The following is an 18160-nucleotide window of genomic DNA, read 5'->3' on the forward strand; positions in this document are numbered from 1 at the left end:
CCGTTATGATACTCTTCATTTATTCCTCAGTATATGATTATCGGTAACTAACGTCAATTAGTTAAGCTAATATTAAAACGAGAAAACATCAAATATACCTATAAGTTAGCAAATTAATTAAGCTAGATCCTACTTAATAGCAAGGAAAATCAAAAAACAGGCAATTTTCAAGACTTCAGCTAAAAGACTATAGATTATATAATTAACTAATAATAAACCGTATGTTATAATTCTAGCTGTACTTATTTTATGTATTAGCACTATAAATACATTATTATATTTCATGATAACTATACAATAATTGTTGATTATAGAGGTGTAATATGAGTAAAATTTCAAAGAAAGGTTTTATTGAAAACTTGTTAGTAATCTTTTGTAAAAATACTTTAGAAAGAAAAGAAAAAAAACAATCTCATGACCTTAATAGCTTAGATAATAGCGTTGTAAGGCTTTTAGATAAAAAGGGAAACATAAAAACAGTCAATGCATGCCGTCTAAAAAAAGGAGATATAGTTGTTGTAGAGGTTGGTGATATCATCCCAAGTGATGGTGAAGTAATTGAAGGATTAGCTTTAGTAGACGAGTCTGCTATAACTGGTGAATCTGTTCCTGTTATGAAGGAAGTCGGTGGAGATTCCTGTTCAGTTATAAGCGGGACAAGGCTTGTAAGCAATTGGCTTAAAATTAAAGTCGTTAAACCTCCTGTAGAATCATGTTTAGATAAAACATTTTACTCTACAGAGCGCAATGCTATATAAAGTGAATCCTATATAAATAAAAATAACTCTAGATAGTCTAGAGTTATTTTTATTTATAACTTTTTATTTTATTTTTAATAATGTTGCTATTTCAAGATTTACCTTAAGAACGTTAACTCTAGGTTCCCCAAAAATTCCCAAAGCTCTTCCTTCCGTATATTTGTTAACTATATTTTGAAGCTCTGCTTCGCTTATGCCTGTAGCTTTTGAAACTGTTGGTATTTGTATCTTTGCTGATTCAGGGCTTACATTTGGATCAAGTCCTGAACCTGAGCTTGTAAGTAAATCTGTTGGTATATCTTCTTTCTTCACGCCAGGATGGGATTTTAAGAACTCATCTATATCTTTTTGTACCCTATCAGTTAAAGCTTTATTTGATGGAGCAAGGTTTTGTGAACCTGAACTTACACCAGTATATGCAGCTTTACCGTTCTTATCAGGTTTAGTATCTGCTTCAGTATAAGTATTATAATTAACTGCTGAAACTCTTCCATGGAAAAATCTTGGATCAGTAAAACTCTGACCAATGAGCTCTGAACCAACTTCTTTTCCATTGACAAATATCATGCTTCCATTGGCCTTTTTATTAAAAACAAGTTGACTTATCCCTGTCATAGCTAAAGGATATATTATTCCACATAAGATCAACAATACAACACTTATAAGAATTGATCTCTTTAATGTTTTCATGGTTTTAATCTCCTTCATAAAATATATTTATATAAGTATTTTATTAGGGATACAGGCTCAGAATTGGTGTGGATAATTCATCACCTGCATCCTTAAACAAAATTAAGATATTAGCTTAAATTTAATATTCTTAGTAATGGTGTTATAATTAAATCTATGACTTTAATCCCAACAAAAGGTACTATCATACCACCAACACCAAATACTAACATATTTCTGAGTAAAAGCATTTCCGATTTCATAGGTTTATACTTTACACCTCTCATGGCAATAGGTATCAACGCTGGGATTATTATGGCATTAAATATCAATGCTGAAATTATAGCACTAGAAGGCGTGGATAATTTCATAACATTTAATATCTGCATTTGAGGTATTACTACAGTAAATATAGCAGGGATTATAGCAAAGTACTTAGCAACGTCATTTGCAATACTAAAAGTTGTTAAAGCCCCTCTAGTTATAAGAAGCTGCTTACCAATTTCAACAACCTCCAAAATCTTTGTAGGGTCTGAATCCAAATCAACCATATTTGCTGCTTCCTTAGCTGCTGTAGTACCACTATTCATAGCAAGACCAACGTCTGCTTGAGCAAGAGCTGGAGCATCATTAGTCCCGTCTCCTGTCATAGCTACTATCTTTCCTTCATTTTGTTCTCTCTTTATAGCATCTATTTTATCTTCTGGCTTAGCTTCTGCTATAAATTCGTCAACCCCAGCCTCTCTAGCAATTGTTTCTGCAGTTAATGGGTTATCTCCCGTACACATTACAGTTTTTATTCCCATTTCTCTTAGCCTTGCGAATCTTTCAATAAGACCAGGCTTTACTGTATCTTTTAGATATATAATTCCATATATTTTGTTATCTACACATACTACTAATGGGGTACCACCTAATTTGGAAACTCTAGTTAGATTTTCATCTAAATCTGATGGAATTTCACCACCGGCTTCAGTAACGAATTTCTTTATCGAATCTTGAGCTCCTTTTCTCACCTTTCTTCCATCGGTCAGGTCTACTCCACTCATTCTGGTTTGAGCTGTAAATTCTATAAAGTCTAAATTCTCATATTTAGATGCTTCTACTGTAGTTCCTTGTTTTTTACCAAGTTCAACTATGGACTTTCCTTCTGGAGTATCATCTTTAAGTGATGATATTACTGAGTAATTGATAAGCTCTTCAATTTTTATACCACCTGTTGGAATAAACTCAGCTGCTAATCTATTACCATAAGTTATAGTACCTGTTTTATCAAGTATCATTGTATTAACGTCACCGCAAGCTTCAACGGCTTTACCTGACATTGCTATAACATTAAATCTTGTGACTCTATCCATACCAGCAATACCTATAGCTGATAAAAGACCACCTATAGTTGTAGGTATCAGACAAACAAGGAGTGCAATTAATGTTGATATAGGAATTTTAACTCCAGAATACATAGCCATAGGGTAAAGAGCTACTAAAACTATTAAAAATATTAGTGTTAAACTAACAAGTACTGTATTTAAAGCTATCTCATTAGGTGTCTTTTGTCTGGATGCACCTTCTACTAGAGCAATCATCTTGTCAAGGAAGGATTCACCAGGTGTAGCTGTTATTTTAACCTTTAACCAGTCACTTACAACCTTAGTTCCTCCAGTAACAGAGGCAAAATCTCCGCCAGCTTCCTTCATAACTGGTGCGGATTCGCCTGTTATAGCAGACTCATCTACAGATGCAAGACCTGCTATAACTTCACCATCATTAGGAATTAAATCTCCTGTTTCTACAAGAACAATATCTCCTTTTTTTAGTTCACTTGCACTTATTACTTTTACATCGCTATTGCTATCTAAAAGCTTAGCCATAGTATCTTTACGTGTTTTCTTCAAGCTTTCTGCTTGAGCTTTACCACGACCTTCTGCTATAGCTTCAGCAAAATTTGCAAATAAAACAGTTATAAAAAGAATTAACATAACAATCAAATTATATGTTCTTAAGTTATTACCAGTATCTCCAAATATGGTTGGAAAAAATGTTAATACTAAAGATATAAAGAAGCCTATTTCAACGACAAACATAACTGGATTTTTAATCATATATTTAGGATTTAACTTTCGAAAGGATTCAGTTATAGCTTCATTAACTATTTCTTTGGTAATAAACTTATTTTTTCTATCATTTTTACTCATACCAAATGCTCCTTCTTAAATATTTGTAAAACTTATATTACCATTAATCTTAACGTATAAGTGTTAAATGCTCTGCTATCGGTCCTAATGCAATAGCTGGTAAGAATGTTAATGCTCCGATTATTAAAACAATAACCACTAGAGTTATTGAGAACATAGCATTATCAGTTTTAAAGGTACCAGCAGTTACAGGTATAGCTCTTTTAGAAGCTAAAGATCCTGCTACAGCTATAAGAATTATCATGGATAAATATCTTCCAAGGAACATTACAATTCCTGTAGTAGTATTCCAAAATGTTGTGTTAACTGACATACCTGCAAAACCTGATCCATTATTAGCTGCAGATGAAGTATACTGATAAACCACTTGAGTTAAGCCATGGAATCCAGGATTTGATATACCAGCTAAGCCTTGAGGAACAATTAATGCTAGTGCAGAAAACATAAGTATTAGAAACGGATGTATTATTATAGCTAGTGCAATCAGCTTAATTTCTCTTCCCTCTAGTTTCTTAGATAGGAACTCTGGAGTTCTACCTACCATTAATCCGCATAGGAACACAGTTAACATTGCATACATAATCATATTCATAAAGCCTACGCCTTTTCCACCAAAGACTACATTTAACATCATATTAAACAGTGGTACTAACCCTCCCAAAGGTGTTAAAGAGTCATGCATATTATTTACAGTTCCCGTTGTAAAAGCTGTAGTTACAGTAGTAAATAACGAGGATTGAGGTATGCCAAATCTAACTTCTTTACCTTCCATGTTTCCCATAAGCTGATTAAGACCTATATGTGATAGCGCTGGATTACCTGCTTTTTCTGCTGAATAACAAATTGGAAGTACAAGTAAAAATAATATTCCCATAGCGGCAAATATTGTCCATCCTTGTTTTTTATTCTTTGCCATTAATCCAAAAGTATATACTACAGCACCAGGCAGTATCATCATTGATAACATTTCAATTAAATTTGTTATAGGTGTTGGATTTTCAAAAGGATGAGATGAGTTAGCACCAAAGAAGCCACCACCATTTGTCCCTAAATGTTTGATTGACTCAAGAGTCGCAACTGGACCTAATGCTATATCCTGAAGCTTACCTTCTATTGTAGCTACTGTATGAGTACCGGTCAGAGTTTGCGGTACACCCTGTGCTACTAATAACAAAGTAACTATAACTGATAGAGGAAGAAGTACTCTAGTTATAACTCTAGTTAAATCTACAAAAAAGTTTCCAAGAGTTTTATTTCTGCCAATGATTCCTCTCATAAATGCAAGTGCTGCAGCAAAACCAGTAGCCGCAGAAGTAAACATCATAAATGTCATTACAGTCATTTGACTTAAATAAGATACTCCAGATTCACCACTGTAATCCTGAAGATTTGTATTGGTTATAAAGCTTATTACTGTATTAAAAGTAAGTGACTGCTCCATTCCCCCTACCTTACTTGGATTAAAAAAGTGTATAGATTGTGTTCTCAATATTAAATATCCTAATGCTGCCATTACTGCATTTACAGTAATAATTGATAAAACATATTGCTTCCACGTCATTTCTTCATCTTTCTTTATTCCGCATATACTATATATAAAGTTATCTATAATATCGAAAAATCTGTTACCGAAATGTTTTTCAAAGGTACTTACCTTGTACAAATATTTACCAACTGGGATAACCAATAAAACAAATATTATTAGCGGTAGTATTATTTGCAAAGTTTCCATTACAACTTCCTCCTTATACAATTAAATTATTAAAACTTTTCAGGGTTAAAGAGTGCATAACATAAATATACAAACAGCAAGATGGTTATTATAATTAATCCCCACATTCTCTAGCTCCTCCTACTAATCCTTTTTATTTTCAGTTTGCTTATCGCACCAATCAATAAAAAATTTTAGACATACAAAACCTATAAAAAGTGATGCTGCAAATATAACATCCAACATATATATTTACCTCCTTTTTGTCCAGTTGAACATTAATAAATCATAATTCGTTATCAATGCAATTGAGCATATTGAGATTATACTGCCATTAAGGAAAAAAATGAAATTTAGTGTTGCCCTCAATTTGAAAAACTCCAAGCTATTGTACACAGTTTAGAAAAACTATTATCAATATTCTTAGTAATCCTTAGTATTTGCTTTACTTAACTTAAGTATTCTAAATTGACATAAAACAAAAAAGTACTAAAATATAAACTTTTTTTAATTTAAACCTGTATTAATATTCTGACTTTAGTACTAATCAATATTTTGCTATTAACATCAATTAACTAAAAAGTCAATATATTGTTCATATCATAACATATAATAAATAAGCACAAATCATAGAAAAAGTTTTATATTTCAATTTAACTACTTTTAATGTTATTGATAATGTTAAATAGAAAATGAATCTTGATTTTAAATATTAATAAATAAGTACTATAATCTTTATACATAAGATGAATTTTTTAATGAACTGAGGTGTTTATGTATGAAAAAGCTGTTATCGCTTTTAATATTCGTTTTAATCATTTTGTTTATGACAAGCTATGATAAAAATCCTTATTATGGCAAATATATTTGTCAAGTAAATACTAATTTAACATTGAATCTTAACAAAGACAATAGTTATAATCTAATAAATACATTTAATAAAGACGCAGAATACTCCTATGGAAAATATACAATTACTGATAACCAAATTACTCTTATACCTAAAGAAGATAATTCTTGTTTTTTTAATGACAAAACTATAAAAGGAAAAGTAGAAGGAACAAGAATTACACTTTCAAACTTTCTAGTCGACCAAAGCTGTATATTCAATAAACAATAATTAACATAATAACTTAATAAAGTCATAAGGCTAGATCCTGTAAATTTCACTGTGCAGGATCTAGCCTTATGACTTTATTTATCTTAAATCATTTGGTATGACATGAACTTCTATATCTTTTGTAAGCTTTAAAAGTCTTGTAACTGTCGAGCCTCTTAATATAGTTTGCCATTTAGTTCTCGTACTATGGCCAATAATTATCTGTGTTATATATCTCTGAGTTGCAAATTGTGCTAACTCTCTTGATATGCTCTTTCCAGTCAGATTTACAACTTCTGCTCCTAACTGCCGTGCCAATTTAAAATGTCCTTCAAGCCTCTTCGAATCTTTTTCGGTCATTTTCTGAGCAAATATCCTTGTGCTATTTATGTTAACTACAACCCATTCACATTTGAATTTTCTCGCTATTCTAGCGCCTCTTCGAATGAGCTTTTTAGAAGTTGGACTAGGACTTATACATACCATTACTCTTTCTATAATGTGCCAGTTTTCTTTAATTCCATGCTCTTTTTTATACTCTTCAAGTTCTTCATCAACTTCTTCGGCAGTTTGTCGAAGAGCTATTTCTCTTAATGCATTTAGGTTACCTAGCCTAAAAAAGTTTTTTAATGATCTAGCAATATTTTCATATTTATATATATATCCGCCTTTTAACCTGCTTTGAAGGGCTGTTGGAGTAATATCTATTACTACTACTTCATCTGCCTCTTCAACAATTTTATCTGGTATAGTTTCTCTAACTGTAACTCCTGTAATTTGTCTCACTATATCATTAAGACTTTCTAAATGCTGAATATTTAATGTAGATACTACATTTATCCCTTGGCTTAAAATCTCTTCAACATCTTCATATCTCTTTTTATTCTTAGATCCTGGTACATTGTTATGTGCCAATTCATCTATAAGAACAGTACTAGGCCTTCTTGATATAATAGTCTCAGTATCCATTTCCTCCATTACTATACCATTGTACTCAATCTTTTTTCTAGGTATAGTTTCTAGATTCCCTATTTGAGCCTCTGTTTCTTTCCTCTGATGGGATTCTAAATACCCGATTACTATGTCTTCACCTTTTTCAAACCTGCTATTAGCGTCATTAAGCATAGCATAAGTCTTTCCAACACCTGGTGCATAACCTATGTATATTTTTAATTGTCCTCTTAGTTCTCTTTTAAACTTTTCCAAAGCTTCCTCTGGGGTATCTCTTTTGAACTCTCTTCTCATTTATCTCAACCTCTTAAAATAACTATATATTTAAGTACATTATATCTAACAAAATATAGTAAGTAAACTTATTCTTCTACTGTTCAGAGATTCAGAAACAAGACTCCAGTAAGAAACACATATTCACTTAGTTATATTTTTTATTTATAATTTTCATAGAAAATTTAATTTTATACATTTCTCAATTTTGAGTTCTATATGCTATACAAAAGTTTAACCAAAATTTACTTAATTTCATAATATAAATTAATATCTAATTTATTTAACGGAGGTTCTATATGAAAAAACGTAAGTTTATTCCCTACTCCATTTTAATGACTTTTATTTTTATAGTCACTATTTTTGCCGGATGCGCTGAAAAGAAAAATGCTGATAAGGATGTTGTAAATGTTAGGTTGAATGAAGTTACTCGTTCAGTTTTCTATGCTCCAATGTACGCAGCAATGAGTCAGGGATTCTTTGCTGAAGAAGGTTTAAAAGTAGACTTAACAACTGGAGAAGGTGCTGATACAACTATCTTGAAAACACAAGTATTATAGTAAAAAAGTGTAAATAATATAAAAAAGGAGCCTGACTATAGTTGTCAAGCTCAGTTATTGATATCCATATATTACCTAAAGCATTGTTGTGAAATTTTATTAGTTTGCAAATTTAAAATCCTTATTTAAATTTGTAATTTTATCTTTAAATCCTTTTGTAGTATATATTTTATTATCTGTTGCAGTAACTTCACAGGATACTCCTGGTATATTACTTGCAAACTGTACACCTTTTTCCGGTCCTAATATAAAAATTGTTGTAGTCAGAAGATCTGCTAACATATTTTTGTCTTCAACATTGCTATCAATTATTATTGTATCAGACATTACACCAGTATCTGCTGGATATCCTGTAGCCGGATTCATTATATGATGATATCTCTTTCCGTTATTAATAAAATATCTTTCATTATCTCCTGATGTAGATAACGCTTGATTTGATATCTTAACTATTCCTAAATAATTTTGGTTATCTTCACTTCTAGGGTGCTTGATTCCAACGGACCATAGATTATCTTCTTCATTTGTTCCAATTGCATATATACTACTTCCCCCTAAGCTTATAAGGCCCTTTTTGATTCCATACTTATTAAAGATTTTTAATACTTCGTCAGCAGTAAACCCTTTAGCAATTCCTCCCAAATCAATAGCCATTCCTTGTTTTTTAAGCATGACACTGTTATCAGTCTCATTAATACTAATATTATTATAACCAACTAGAGGCAGCTTGGCCTTTATTTCAGAGTCCGCTGGTAATCTTTGTTTATCTGTTCCTATACCCCATAAGTTTATTATTGGCCCCGTTGTTATATCCCATGCTCCTCCACTCAACTTTGAATATTGTATTGATGTTTTTATCATTTTGATTATTTCTGGGTGAACCTTTACATATTCTTTTCCAGCCTCAGCATTAATTTTACTAACATCACTAGTACTTATATTAGGGCTAGCAATTTTATCAAGTTCATCTACTTTCTTAAACCCTTCATCAACAGCTGCTTTTGCATTTGGTCCATAAGCTTTTAAGCTTATAACCGTATCCATCATAATATTACTTTGCTCGTAGAGTTGATTATTTGCCTGGCTTTTAAAGCTTGAACAGGATACAAAAGATACAGTAAATAAAATACAAGCCACTAATACACATATAATTTTTTTCATATGTTTTTCTCCTTTACTCTACAAATACTTTGTAAAACCTTCATATTTTTCTAATTCTACAAACATATATCTTATATAGTAAAAAATAAAAGAGCCCTAAAAAAGACTCTAAAACTCTAAATGCGAATAAATAAACATTCTTACAAATATCCTTCATTGAGCTTTAGCACTATATAGCTTTGAGTTAAACTCAGCTACATTAAGTAAAACCTTAATCCGGCAGTACCTGTTGACCCATTGGCATCTTTCGATATTTTTGGGCAGTAGCGTATATCTAGTATAGGAGCCTCACCTAACAATATTTTATTTAATTTTTGTCTAAATTTATCATATATTGTAAGTATAGATTTTTTTATTTAGCTTGTCAATAAAATATGTAGTTTTCCGTGTTAAATTCAACTTACATTTTTGAAACTTTATGTAATTATATAAGCTAAAGTACCTAAATAGTTAAATATTGTTTTAAACCACTTTACAAATCTGTTATTTAAATATATTAAGACCTTAAATTCGTAATAATGACTTTTCCTTTATCGTAATGACTTTATTATTTTTAACAAAACATTATATCACTTGTTTTTGCATATTTTCATATTATTTATTGAAGATTATACAAAATTCCCCTTTTTTCGACTTGCCTTTTTGGTATAATATACACATATTAGTAATTTGATGTAGTAATCTTGATTAAATAAGATTACTAATTTGACAAAATAACCATTAACAAAATTTAATCTACTATTAGGATTAGATTTTGTAGATTTTTGAAAATCAATTTTAAATCTATTAAAACATGTTTATTCTCCTCCGCTGTGATTTATTATTTTGTGTAGATATATCTATCATTTCATAGTGGCGGAAAATATAAAAGCCTAACGGCTAAAAAGTTATACAAATCAGCGCTTGCAGAATTCCTCAAGCGACTAAAAAATTAATTATAGGGAGGAAACTAATATGAAAAGAGAAAAAATATTTAGACAGGGAAAACCAAATGAGTGTAGTTATACACTTGAAACAAAACCAGGACAAAAAAGAGTATATGAAACTATAACTGGGTTATTTACAGATGAAGAATACTCAGAATACCACAATGAATATGCAGTACAACTTTGCAGCGAAATAAAAAATATGGGAAAATGGATTAAAGTTGTAGATATGAGAAAATACAAAATGTCAAGCGTAGTAGAATCCGTATCAAAGCATCTTAAATGGTGTAGTGATAACGGATTGCAAGCATCCATTGTTATAGCTGACGGAGTACTAGTTAAATCTCAAATGAACAGATCAACTAAGGTAGATGGATCCAAGGAACTATTTCCTCAATTCTATGTAACTACTTTAGAAGAAGCTGAAGCCAAGGCTAGAGAATTAGGCTACTAAGGAGGATAAAAAAGGAATGGATGAATTAAACTCCGCTATTGCTGAGTATAAAGCTGATGAAATTAAATATAAAATTAGCAGAGTAAATAAACTCTATGAAGATTTATTTAGTGTTTGTCATGTTGGAGATATAAACTATCACCGTTTTAAAGATGGACATCTGGATCCAATACATATAATGGAAACAGATTTAATGGGCATCAAGAGATGGAAGGATACCCATAGAAGTATGAGAGGCAGATTGACAATAAAAGGCGATCCTGTTCTTGAAAGAATAATCAAGGGAGAGACGGTATATATTTATGATGTTCCAAATGATCCAGGTTCATCGCCAGCATTTAAAGCCTTTGGTATAAAAAGCCTTTTAATATTTCCTCTGTTTGATAAAGACAATCAAACAGCCGTAGGATTAATATGCATACCATCCTTGGACAAGCATCATGAGTTTACGTCCTTCGAAATCGAAGAATGTGGAAATCTCGTGAGAGAGTTTAATAAAGATATAAATGATGACTAGGAGCTGACAGATTTATGAAGGTATACGAAAAAGTACTTCAATACTTATCACTAAATGGCGTAAGAGAAATATGGGGAGTCCCAAGTGCAACCTTTAGCCCAATAGTGGATGCACTAATAGATTTTAAAGATATAGAGTATATTAGAACATTTCATGAAGGAGCAGCAAGTTTTTCCGCTGACAAGTATGGAAAAATTGGTGAAAAAATAGGTGTATGTGTGCTTTCTGGCTCTGTTGGATTAGCTAATGCTATAAACGGTATTGCAGAAGCAAGACAATGCAAATCACCTGTTTTAGTCATAGGTGGACAAATAAATACTTGGCAGAAAGGATTGGGAGCTATTCAGGAATTGCCTGGAGATAAATTAGTGGGTGGATTGGTTAAGTATACCGTAGAAATAAATAATGAAAAAAATGTTATCAAAGAATTAAAAAAGGCTATGGAAATAGCACTAGAACACCCTAGAGGACCTGTTCATGTAGAAATACCTCTAGATATTCAAAAATCAGAATACACTGGCGAAGAATATGGTGTTGTTAACTTTAGAAGTATTATGCCAAATTATACTGCCTTAGATGAAGCTGTAAAACTTATAAATAAATGTTCTAATGGATTGATAATTGTAGGCGGAGGGTGCAGAGGATTAAGAGATAAAATATTATATCTTGAAGAAAAATTAAATTGGAGAATGGTAACAACTACTGGCGGAAAATCAGTAATCGAGGAGACTTATAGGTTAAACATGGGTAACTTTGGTTTTCCAGGCACAGACTTAGCTAACAAGATAGTACTCAATGATGACAATATCGAATGTGTACTTGCGCTGGGTACCCAACTTGGTGAAAATGCAACCCAAAACTTTGATAAAAGACTTACAGCAGGTAGAAAGCTCATACACATAGATATAGATAATGAAACCTTTAATAAAGCATATAAAGCTGATGTAGCTGTTATTTCAGACCTTGGAGAAGCACTTGATTATTTGGCAAAACATATCATGCACAAATATGTAGATACTGATATTTCAGAACCATTAAATGAATCATATGAAGATAGCCATACAGGAGTTTCTCTAAGAAGATTTTATGAAAATATAACAAATATTCTACCAAAAGATACTTTCTATCTAAATGATATAGGCTCCAGCCAAAACTTTGCTTATAAATTTTTAAAAGTTCCTAAAGAAGGTGACTTCGAATGTAATATATCTCATGGAAGCATGGGTAGTTCATCAGGTGCTATGGGCATCTCAAGGTTATTTCCAAATAGGACTGTAGCTGTAGTTGTTGGTGATGGAAGTTTCTTTATGAGCAATTTAAATGAACTGAGAACTCATAAAAGATATAATATGAATATAATAACATTTGTAGTTAACAACAGTGGGCTGGAATTCGTAAGAAAAGGTCATGATGTTATTCATAGTAGACATCCTGAAATAATGGAGGATGAGAAAATCGATATAACAAAAATGGTTTCTAGTATGGGAATAAAGGCCATAAAAATAAACTCTGACTTGGAATTATTTAAATTAAAGGACTTAGATTTAAATAACGAACCTCTAGTTGTTGAACTTATGGTTAACTGCTCAGAACCTATGCCCCTAGGTAGATTAGCTCTACTTATAAAAAACTAAAATAATATTAATTTTTTCACCCATTTAGTAAAAATACTCAATTCCTAATTCTATACAAACAGTAAAACATAAAAAACTATGTGACTTAAAACGCCAATAGAATAGTTGTTACTAGCAAGTGACTTTAGAAAGATTTACAATAGTAATTTTACCCAAGTTTTTCTAAAGACATTTGCTAGTAACATATGATCATGTTTTTTATCAAAAATATGATTTATCTATACACCTCAATAATTCTCTAGTATCACTAATAATAACTCCCCTCATAATAAAATTGGTCTGTAACCTCAAATTTACTATAGAGAGGAGCTTGTTTGCATATTTTATTATTTACTAATTAATCTAATAGTCTTAAATCCACAGGACATTTTCCATAGGTCCTACCTGCTTCCATAAACATTTCAACCTTTTCTATTGGTGTATGCATTGGAATTTGACATCCTGTGCTTAGAATGTACCCTTTTTTAGAATCATGTCCCTTTCTAATTGATTCTTTAACTGCTTTAAAGATATCTTCTTTGCTTCCTGAATATACTACATCTACTGGTGGAACGTTTCCAGTAATAACTACTCTATCACCCATTATTTCTTTAGCTTCTTCTAAATCCTCTACATTATCAATACTGAAATTAGAAACACCAGCATTTACAACGTCTTCCCAAATTTCCTTACTTTTGCCGCAAATATGTATACCAGGAGCGCCTCCTGTTTTTTCTTTTATCTTATTTATATTTTTCTGTAGAGCAGGTAAGGAAAACTCTCTAAACTGCTTTGGACTTATAAGACTAGTAGATGAAACTGGATCTGCAAATCCAATAGATACACCTAGCTTAGCTACTTCCTCTATATACCTGTTGTTAGATTCTGCTACTATTTCCATCAAAGTATGCACTCTTTTAGGATACTTAATCATCCATTTTAATAAATTTTCTGTTCCCACTACTGAAGCCGCAACACTAAAAGGTCCCGACATAGCAGCGCCAACATCTACTTCGTCTTTAAGCGCATCCCTAGTAAGCCTTATTGCTTCAATTAAAATTGGCAAATTACCATCCTTTAGCGGATCTACAACCTTAAGAGACTCTATCTCATCTACAGATTTAATAGCTGGTTCCACTAAATATGAAATACCATACTCAGGATAACCTACTTTAGATCCCATAGCTTGAGCAACCCCTCTAAGGCTAGTAGATATACCTACGCTATCATGACGGAGTCTTTTAAATAAAGCTATTTCCAAATCAGCCATAAGTTGTGCTGAATGATAATATTCCCTGGCTGTTACTCCAATAAAAGGAACCATTGTAACTCCCATATCAGGAACACATATTACTCTATCAATTTCCTCTCCTTTAGAAAAAGCCTTCATTCTTTCTAGTGGTGTCATTTCTTCTCTAATCAACTAAAATCATCCCTTCTTTTGCTTTCATATATACAATTCTAACATTGTAATGTCAAGCTTTCTACAAACATATCAAATTGTAATAGTTCAAGCCTTTTCTATAAAAATTTCAATATAACATCATTTTTTAAAGTTATCTACTTCTTCTTAAATTTTAAAAATAAAAAACCGTTACTTTGACTTTTTCCTATGGTTTCCTTTGATACTACTTATATACTCTTCTAAAGTCACATCTCCATACTTCTCTTTTAGCACCTCAAACATAATCCTAATCTTTCTATTTTCTAATTCTCTTAAATTCTCTTCTTTATCTGGACAATTAACCTTAACTAAAACATCTTTTTTCTCTCTCATAAAAATCTCCATTAAAATCACTGTTATAACTATAATATTCAGCTCTATTAATTTCTTTCAAAAATCTTCTTTTAAATTTTACAAGAACATAAACTTTAATATAGAACTTTAACTTGATATGGAGGTAGGCTCTATGATTGCTGCAATATATGCTAGAAAATCTATTGAAACTGACAAAGGAGAATCTATAGAAAACCAAATACGATTATGCAAGGAGATTGGCGATAAAGCAGGAATTACAGATTTTTTATACTATAGGGATGAGGGATTTAGTGGTGGTAATACTAATCGTCCTAAGTTTAAGCAAATGATAAAGGATGCTAAAGCTAAGAAGTTTTCTATGCTTATTTGCTATAGGTTGGATAGAATTTCTCGTAATGTAGCTGACTTTTCTTCTACATTAGAAACTCTCCAAGAATATAATATAGCTTTTGTTTCCATCAAGGAACATTTCGATACTTCAACTCCTATAGGTCGTGCTATGGTTTATATTGCTTCTGTTTTTGCACAGCTTGAACGTGAAACTATTGCTGAAAGGGTTAGAGATAACATGCTTGAACTTGCCAAAAGCGGTCGTTGGCTAGGTGGTACCGCTCCACTTGGTTTTAAGTCTGAAGCTATCAATTATAGAGATGTAAATGGTAAGAATAAAAGAATGTACAAATTAACTTTAGTACCAGAAGAAATTGAACTTGTTAAGCTAATTTTTAATTTGTATTTAGAGAAAAAAGGGTTTCCTTCTGTTGCCACCTATCTTTGCAGTCATCATTATAAAGGCAAAAACGGTGGAGAGTTTTCACAAGGTACTGTGGAGCAAATTATAAAAAATCCCGTATACACCTATGCCGATAAGAAAATTTATGAGCATTTTAAAAATCTTGGTGCAGTAGTTTGTGGTGATTTTGATAGTAAGAATGGTGTTATCACTTATAACAAAAGAGAAAAAGGAAAGAAAACAAACCCTATTAATGAATGGATTATAGCTGTTGGAAAACATAAGGGTATTATTCCTAGTGACCTATGGTTGAGGTGTCAAAATATCAATGCTTTAAATAATAAAAAGACTTCTCCTAGAAGTGCTACTGGTAACAAATTTCTTTTATCTGGACTCTTAATCTGCAGTGAGTGTGGAAGTGGCATGAGTTCTTGGAGCAGAAATAATCCTAAAAGCGGTAAATACGAAAGATATTATAGATGTACCTTAAAGAACAGAGCCTCTAATAGATGTAGTTCTACCATGTTAAATGCAGATGTAGCTGAAGATTTAGTTTTAAAAAATATAAAGGGACTTACTGTAGAACAGCTTATAAAATATTATGATAAGATAGTTTCTAAACAAAAAAGTAAAGACAGTTTAATCAAAAAGGAAGAACTAAAACTACAAGCCCAAATAGAAAACAATAAAAAACTTATTCAAAGGTTAATAAGAAAACTAGCTCTTTTAGATGATGATTCTTTCATAGTTTCAGAGTTTCAAAAGGAAATTAATAATTTAAATTCTCAAAACCTTTCTTTAAAAAAGGATCTACTTGCCTTAAAGAATCTTACCTTAAAAATAGATTCCGATTTAAATTATATTAATGAAATAACCAGCAAAATAGAGAACTTTAAAGAACTTTTTGACTGCATTGAAAGTAAAGATAAAAAGCGTCAGTATCTTTTAGAAATTGTAAATACTATTGTGTGGGACAGTAAAAATAGAACTCTACAAGTTAACTTATTCAACTCTAATTCTGATGTTCCTATTGGCGGTGTTAGAAAAAGCTCTAAGGATAACTTGTCCTTTGAAAATGTTTCCAGATAAAACTATGCAACAGGTATTAAGCAAAAGTGCTGATATAGGATTTTGCGGACCTGAGCAAGTTATATATATCTACAATCAAAAAGGGATGATTATCCTGTATTGTTTGCGCAGTTAACTCAGACAGATGGTTCTTTTTTAGTTGGAAGACATGAGGATAGTAATTTTAAGTGGGAATCCTTAAAGGGAAAAACTGTTATTGGTGGAAGGCCAGGAGGAGTTCCTGAAATGACTTTTGAATATGTACTTAAAAAACATGGTCTACAGCCAGGAAAAGATTTAAATGTTATAACCAATATTGCTTTCGCTGCTGTTACTGGCGCATTTAAGGGCGGTACTGGAGATTATGCAACAATATTTGAGCCAAATGCAAGTATGCTAAAAAAAGTAAACTCTGGGTATGTTGTAGCTTCAGTAGGAAAAGAGGCTGGAGAAATTCCATATACATGCTATTTTTCAACAAAATCATATATGGATAAAAATCCTCAAACAATAGAAAAATTTACTCGTGCAATTTATAAAGGCCAGCTTTGGGTTCAAAAACATAGTGATGAAGAAGTAGCAAAATCTATAAAATCCTTTTTCCCTGGAACTGATGAGGAAATACTAGTATCTGTAGTAAAAAACTATAGAGGCATTAATGCTTTTGCTTCTAATCCAACACTTAAAGAAGAAAATTTCAGTAGACTTATGGATATAATTCAATCTTACAAAGCTGATCTAATACCTCAGAGACCACCATTTGATAAAATTGTAAATAATACTTTTGGCGAAAAAGCTATTAAGGAAATAAAATAAGGGTGCACAATGCACCCTTATTTTGTTAACAACCTTTTACACTTATCACAAAAATTATTTTCTATATTGAAAATAGCTAGTTTATTTGATTATTTCTATTGTAGTCATAATTATACCCATAGCCATAAAGCATATTCCCACAACCTTTTGCAATGTCTTTTCATTAACTTTATTTGCATAACGAGAACCTATAACTCCACCAAGTACTGCTCCTACAGATACTAAACTACCTAATACAAAGTCTATATTACCTCTAATCCCATAACCAACCGTAGAGGAAAGAGCTGTTATAGCCATTATAAGAGTAGAAGTACCTATAGCCTTATGAAGTGGAAATGACATTAATACTATTAAAGCTAAAAGTATCATAACTCCGCCGCCAGCTCCAAATATTCCACTTAATATTCCTATACCTAATCCTATAACTAAAGCTGCTAATATTTTTTGCCACTCTTTTTTAAAGTTAACCAATTTGCTTAAAGTATCTGATGAATCCTTTTTCTCTTTATAACTCCTACGGACCATTGATAAACCTGCAATAACTAATACAATTCCAAAACTTGAAGACAAGTTGCCTTCTCCCATTTTACTTGCAAATGATGCACCTAATTGAGCTCCAATAATAGAAGTTAAAGCTATCCAAATACCTGATTTAAGCTCTATATTACCATTCTTGTAGTAAGAATAAGATACAGTTAAAGAAGCTATAACATCCACAAAAAGACTCGTACCTATTGCGGTATGAACACTAACCTTAAAGAGCATAGTTAAAATAGGAACTATAATCATAACCCCACTAGCCCCTATAAGACTTGTTATGCCACCTGTGATAATACCTATAACTATTGCTAATAAATACAATACTAAATTCATAAAAATATATCTCCCTTGCTATTT

At 31.6% G+C, this 18160-nt stretch carries 16 protein-coding genes, 1 pseudogene and 1 riboswitch; of the genes and pseudogenes, 8 read left to right on the top strand and 9 right to left on the bottom strand.

The window, feature by feature from the left end:
- The first annotated feature begins 323 nt into the window (after positions 1–323).
- Positions 324–758: a hypothetical protein gene (locus tag RCG18_RS03915; RefSeq protein WP_374119029.1), complete on the top strand. Its 435-nt coding sequence runs from the start codon at positions 324–326 to the stop codon at positions 756–758.
- A 63-nt stretch (positions 759–821) separates the two neighbouring features.
- Here the strand turns inward: RCG18_RS03915 and RCG18_RS03920 are convergent, their stop codons facing one another.
- From RCG18_RS03920 to kdpF, 4 genes are all read right to left on the bottom strand, one after another.
- The gene (locus RCG18_RS03920) at positions 822–1448 is read right to left on the bottom strand and encodes a K(+)-transporting ATPase subunit C (protein ID WP_308040123.1); all 627 of its coding nucleotides are present in this window, start codon (positions 1446–1448) and stop codon (positions 822–824) included.
- Positions 1449–1558: 110 nt separating this feature from the next.
- Positions 1559–3622 (bottom strand): potassium-transporting ATPase subunit KdpB, encoded by a 2064-nt coding sequence (gene kdpB / locus RCG18_RS03925; RefSeq protein ID WP_308040124.1) that lies wholly within the window; start codon positions 3620–3622, stop codon positions 1559–1561.
- Positions 3623–3671: 49 nt separating this feature from the next.
- Positions 3672–5354: a potassium-transporting ATPase subunit KdpA gene (kdpA, locus tag RCG18_RS03930; protein WP_308040125.1), complete on the bottom strand. Its 1683-nt coding sequence runs from the start codon at positions 5352–5354 to the stop codon at positions 3672–3674.
- A 29-nt stretch (positions 5355–5383) separates the two neighbouring features.
- Positions 5384–5461 (bottom strand): K(+)-transporting ATPase subunit F, encoded by a 78-nt coding sequence (gene kdpF / locus RCG18_RS28965; RefSeq protein WP_374119117.1) that lies wholly within the window; start codon positions 5459–5461, stop codon positions 5384–5386.
- Between the two features lie 650 nt (positions 5462–6111).
- Here kdpF and RCG18_RS03935 point away from each other — a divergent pair.
- A complete protein-coding gene (locus RCG18_RS03935; protein WP_308040126.1) occupies positions 6112–6453 on the top strand; it encodes a hypothetical protein in 342 nt (113 codons plus the stop codon).
- Between the two features lie 78 nt (positions 6454–6531).
- Here the strand turns inward: RCG18_RS03935 and RCG18_RS03940 are convergent, their stop codons facing one another.
- Positions 6532–7677: a universal stress protein gene (locus RCG18_RS03940; protein WP_308040127.1), complete on the bottom strand. Its 1146-nt coding sequence runs from the start codon at positions 7675–7677 to the stop codon at positions 6532–6534.
- Between the two features lie 278 nt (positions 7678–7955).
- On the opposite strand from RCG18_RS03940, the gene RCG18_RS03945 reads away from it, so the two are divergent.
- The gene (locus tag RCG18_RS03945; RefSeq protein ID WP_308040128.1) at positions 7956–8216 is read left to right on the top strand and encodes an ABC transporter substrate-binding protein; all 261 of its coding nucleotides are present in this window, start codon (positions 7956–7958) and stop codon (positions 8214–8216) included.
- Positions 8217–8315: 99 nt separating this feature from the next.
- Here the strand turns inward: RCG18_RS03945 and RCG18_RS03950 are convergent, their stop codons facing one another.
- Positions 8316–9377, bottom strand: a complete 1062-nt coding sequence (locus tag RCG18_RS03950; protein ID WP_308040129.1) for an FAD:protein FMN transferase — start codon at positions 9375–9377, stop codon at positions 8316–8318.
- Positions 9378–9518: 141 nt separating this feature from the next.
- A riboswitch (M-box (ykoK) riboswitch) is annotated at positions 9519–9684 on the bottom strand.
- 647 nt (positions 9685–10331) lie between these two features.
- On the opposite strand from RCG18_RS03950, the gene RCG18_RS03955 reads away from it, so the two are divergent.
- Genes RCG18_RS03955 through RCG18_RS03965 form a run of 3 tightly spaced genes read left to right on the top strand, consistent with a single transcriptional unit; the run spans position 10332 to position 12908 of the window.
- Positions 10332–10757, top strand: a complete 426-nt coding sequence (locus tag RCG18_RS03955; RefSeq protein ID WP_308040130.1) for a hypothetical protein — start codon at positions 10332–10334, stop codon at positions 10755–10757.
- A 16-nt stretch (positions 10758–10773) separates the two neighbouring features.
- Positions 10774–11274: a GAF domain-containing protein gene (locus RCG18_RS03960; RefSeq protein ID WP_308040131.1), complete on the top strand. Its 501-nt coding sequence runs from the start codon at positions 10774–10776 to the stop codon at positions 11272–11274.
- A gap of 14 nt (positions 11275–11288) precedes the next feature.
- Complete coding sequence (locus RCG18_RS03965; protein ID WP_308040132.1) at positions 11289–12908, top strand: thiamine pyrophosphate-binding protein; 1620 nt, start codon at positions 11289–11291, stop codon at positions 12906–12908.
- 337 nt (positions 12909–13245) lie between these two features.
- Here RCG18_RS03965 and RCG18_RS03970 read toward each other — a convergent pair whose 3' ends face one another.
- On the bottom strand, positions 13246–14310 hold the full coding sequence (locus tag RCG18_RS03970; protein WP_308040133.1) for a uroporphyrinogen decarboxylase family protein: 1065 nt from the start codon (positions 14308–14310) through the stop codon (positions 13246–13248).
- A 171-nt stretch (positions 14311–14481) separates the two neighbouring features.
- On the bottom strand, positions 14482–14664 hold the full coding sequence (locus RCG18_RS03975) for a hypothetical protein (protein WP_308040134.1): 183 nt from the start codon (positions 14662–14664) through the stop codon (positions 14482–14484).
- Positions 14665–14797: 133 nt separating this feature from the next.
- Between RCG18_RS03975 and RCG18_RS03980 the strand changes: the two genes are divergently transcribed.
- Together RCG18_RS03980 and RCG18_RS03985 are read left to right on the top strand one after the other, a co-directional pair.
- Positions 14798–16468 (top strand): recombinase family protein, encoded by a 1671-nt coding sequence (locus RCG18_RS03980; RefSeq protein WP_308040135.1) that lies wholly within the window; start codon positions 14798–14800, stop codon positions 16466–16468.
- A pseudogene (locus RCG18_RS03985) lies at positions 16422–17263 on the top strand (ABC transporter substrate-binding protein); the annotation flags it as partial. The gene RCG18_RS03980 and the pseudogene RCG18_RS03985, both read left to right, overlap by 47 nt.
- Before the next feature lie 81 nt (positions 17264–17344).
- Here RCG18_RS03985 and RCG18_RS03990 read toward each other — a convergent pair.
- A complete protein-coding gene (locus RCG18_RS03990) occupies positions 17345–18136 on the bottom strand; it encodes a sulfite exporter TauE/SafE family protein (RefSeq protein WP_308040136.1) in 792 nt (263 codons plus the stop codon).
- Positions 18137–18160: the final 24 nt, after the last annotated feature.

It is taken from the genome of Clostridium sp. OS1-26, assembly GCF_030915445.1.
Taxonomy (GTDB): Bacteria; Bacillota; Clostridia; order Clostridiales; family Clostridiaceae; genus Clostridium_AM.

Coding starts and splice junctions, on each gene's coding strand:
- RCG18_RS03915 (WP_374119029.1), top strand. CDS start 324: ATGAGTAAAATTTCAAAGAAAGGTTTTATTGAAAACTTGTTAGTAATC.
- RCG18_RS03920 (WP_308040123.1), bottom strand. CDS start 1,448: ATGAAAACATTAAAGAGATCAATTCTTATAAGTGTTGTATTGTTGATC.
- kdpB (WP_308040124.1), bottom strand. CDS start 3,622: ATGAGTAAAAATGATAGAAAAAATAAGTTTATTACCAAAGAAATAGTT.
- kdpA (WP_308040125.1), bottom strand. CDS start 5,354: ATGGAAACTTTGCAAATAATACTACCGCTAATAATATTTGTTTTATTG.
- kdpF (WP_374119117.1), bottom strand. CDS start 5,461: ATGTGGGGATTAATTATAATAACCATCTTGCTGTTTGTATATTTATGT.
- RCG18_RS03935 (WP_308040126.1), top strand. CDS start 6,112: ATGAAAAAGCTGTTATCGCTTTTAATATTCGTTTTAATCATTTTGTTT.
- RCG18_RS03940 (WP_308040127.1), bottom strand. CDS start 7,677: ATGAGAAGAGAGTTCAAAAGAGATACCCCAGAGGAAGCTTTGGAAAAG.
- RCG18_RS03945 (WP_308040128.1), top strand. CDS start 7,956: ATGAAAAAACGTAAGTTTATTCCCTACTCCATTTTAATGACTTTTATT.
- RCG18_RS03950 (WP_308040129.1), bottom strand. CDS start 9,377: ATGAAAAAAATTATATGTGTATTAGTGGCTTGTATTTTATTTACTGTA.
- RCG18_RS03955 (WP_308040130.1), top strand. CDS start 10,332: ATGAAAAGAGAAAAAATATTTAGACAGGGAAAACCAAATGAGTGTAGT.
- RCG18_RS03960 (WP_308040131.1), top strand. CDS start 10,774: ATGGATGAATTAAACTCCGCTATTGCTGAGTATAAAGCTGATGAAATT.
- RCG18_RS03965 (WP_308040132.1), top strand. CDS start 11,289: ATGAAGGTATACGAAAAAGTACTTCAATACTTATCACTAAATGGCGTA.
- RCG18_RS03975 (WP_308040134.1), bottom strand. CDS start 14,664: ATGAGAGAGAAAAAAGATGTTTTAGTTAAGGTTAATTGTCCAGATAAA.
- RCG18_RS03980 (WP_308040135.1), top strand. CDS start 14,798: ATGATTGCTGCAATATATGCTAGAAAATCTATTGAAACTGACAAAGGA.
- RCG18_RS03990 (WP_308040136.1), bottom strand. CDS start 18,136: ATGAATTTAGTATTGTATTTATTAGCAATAGTTATAGGTATTATCACA.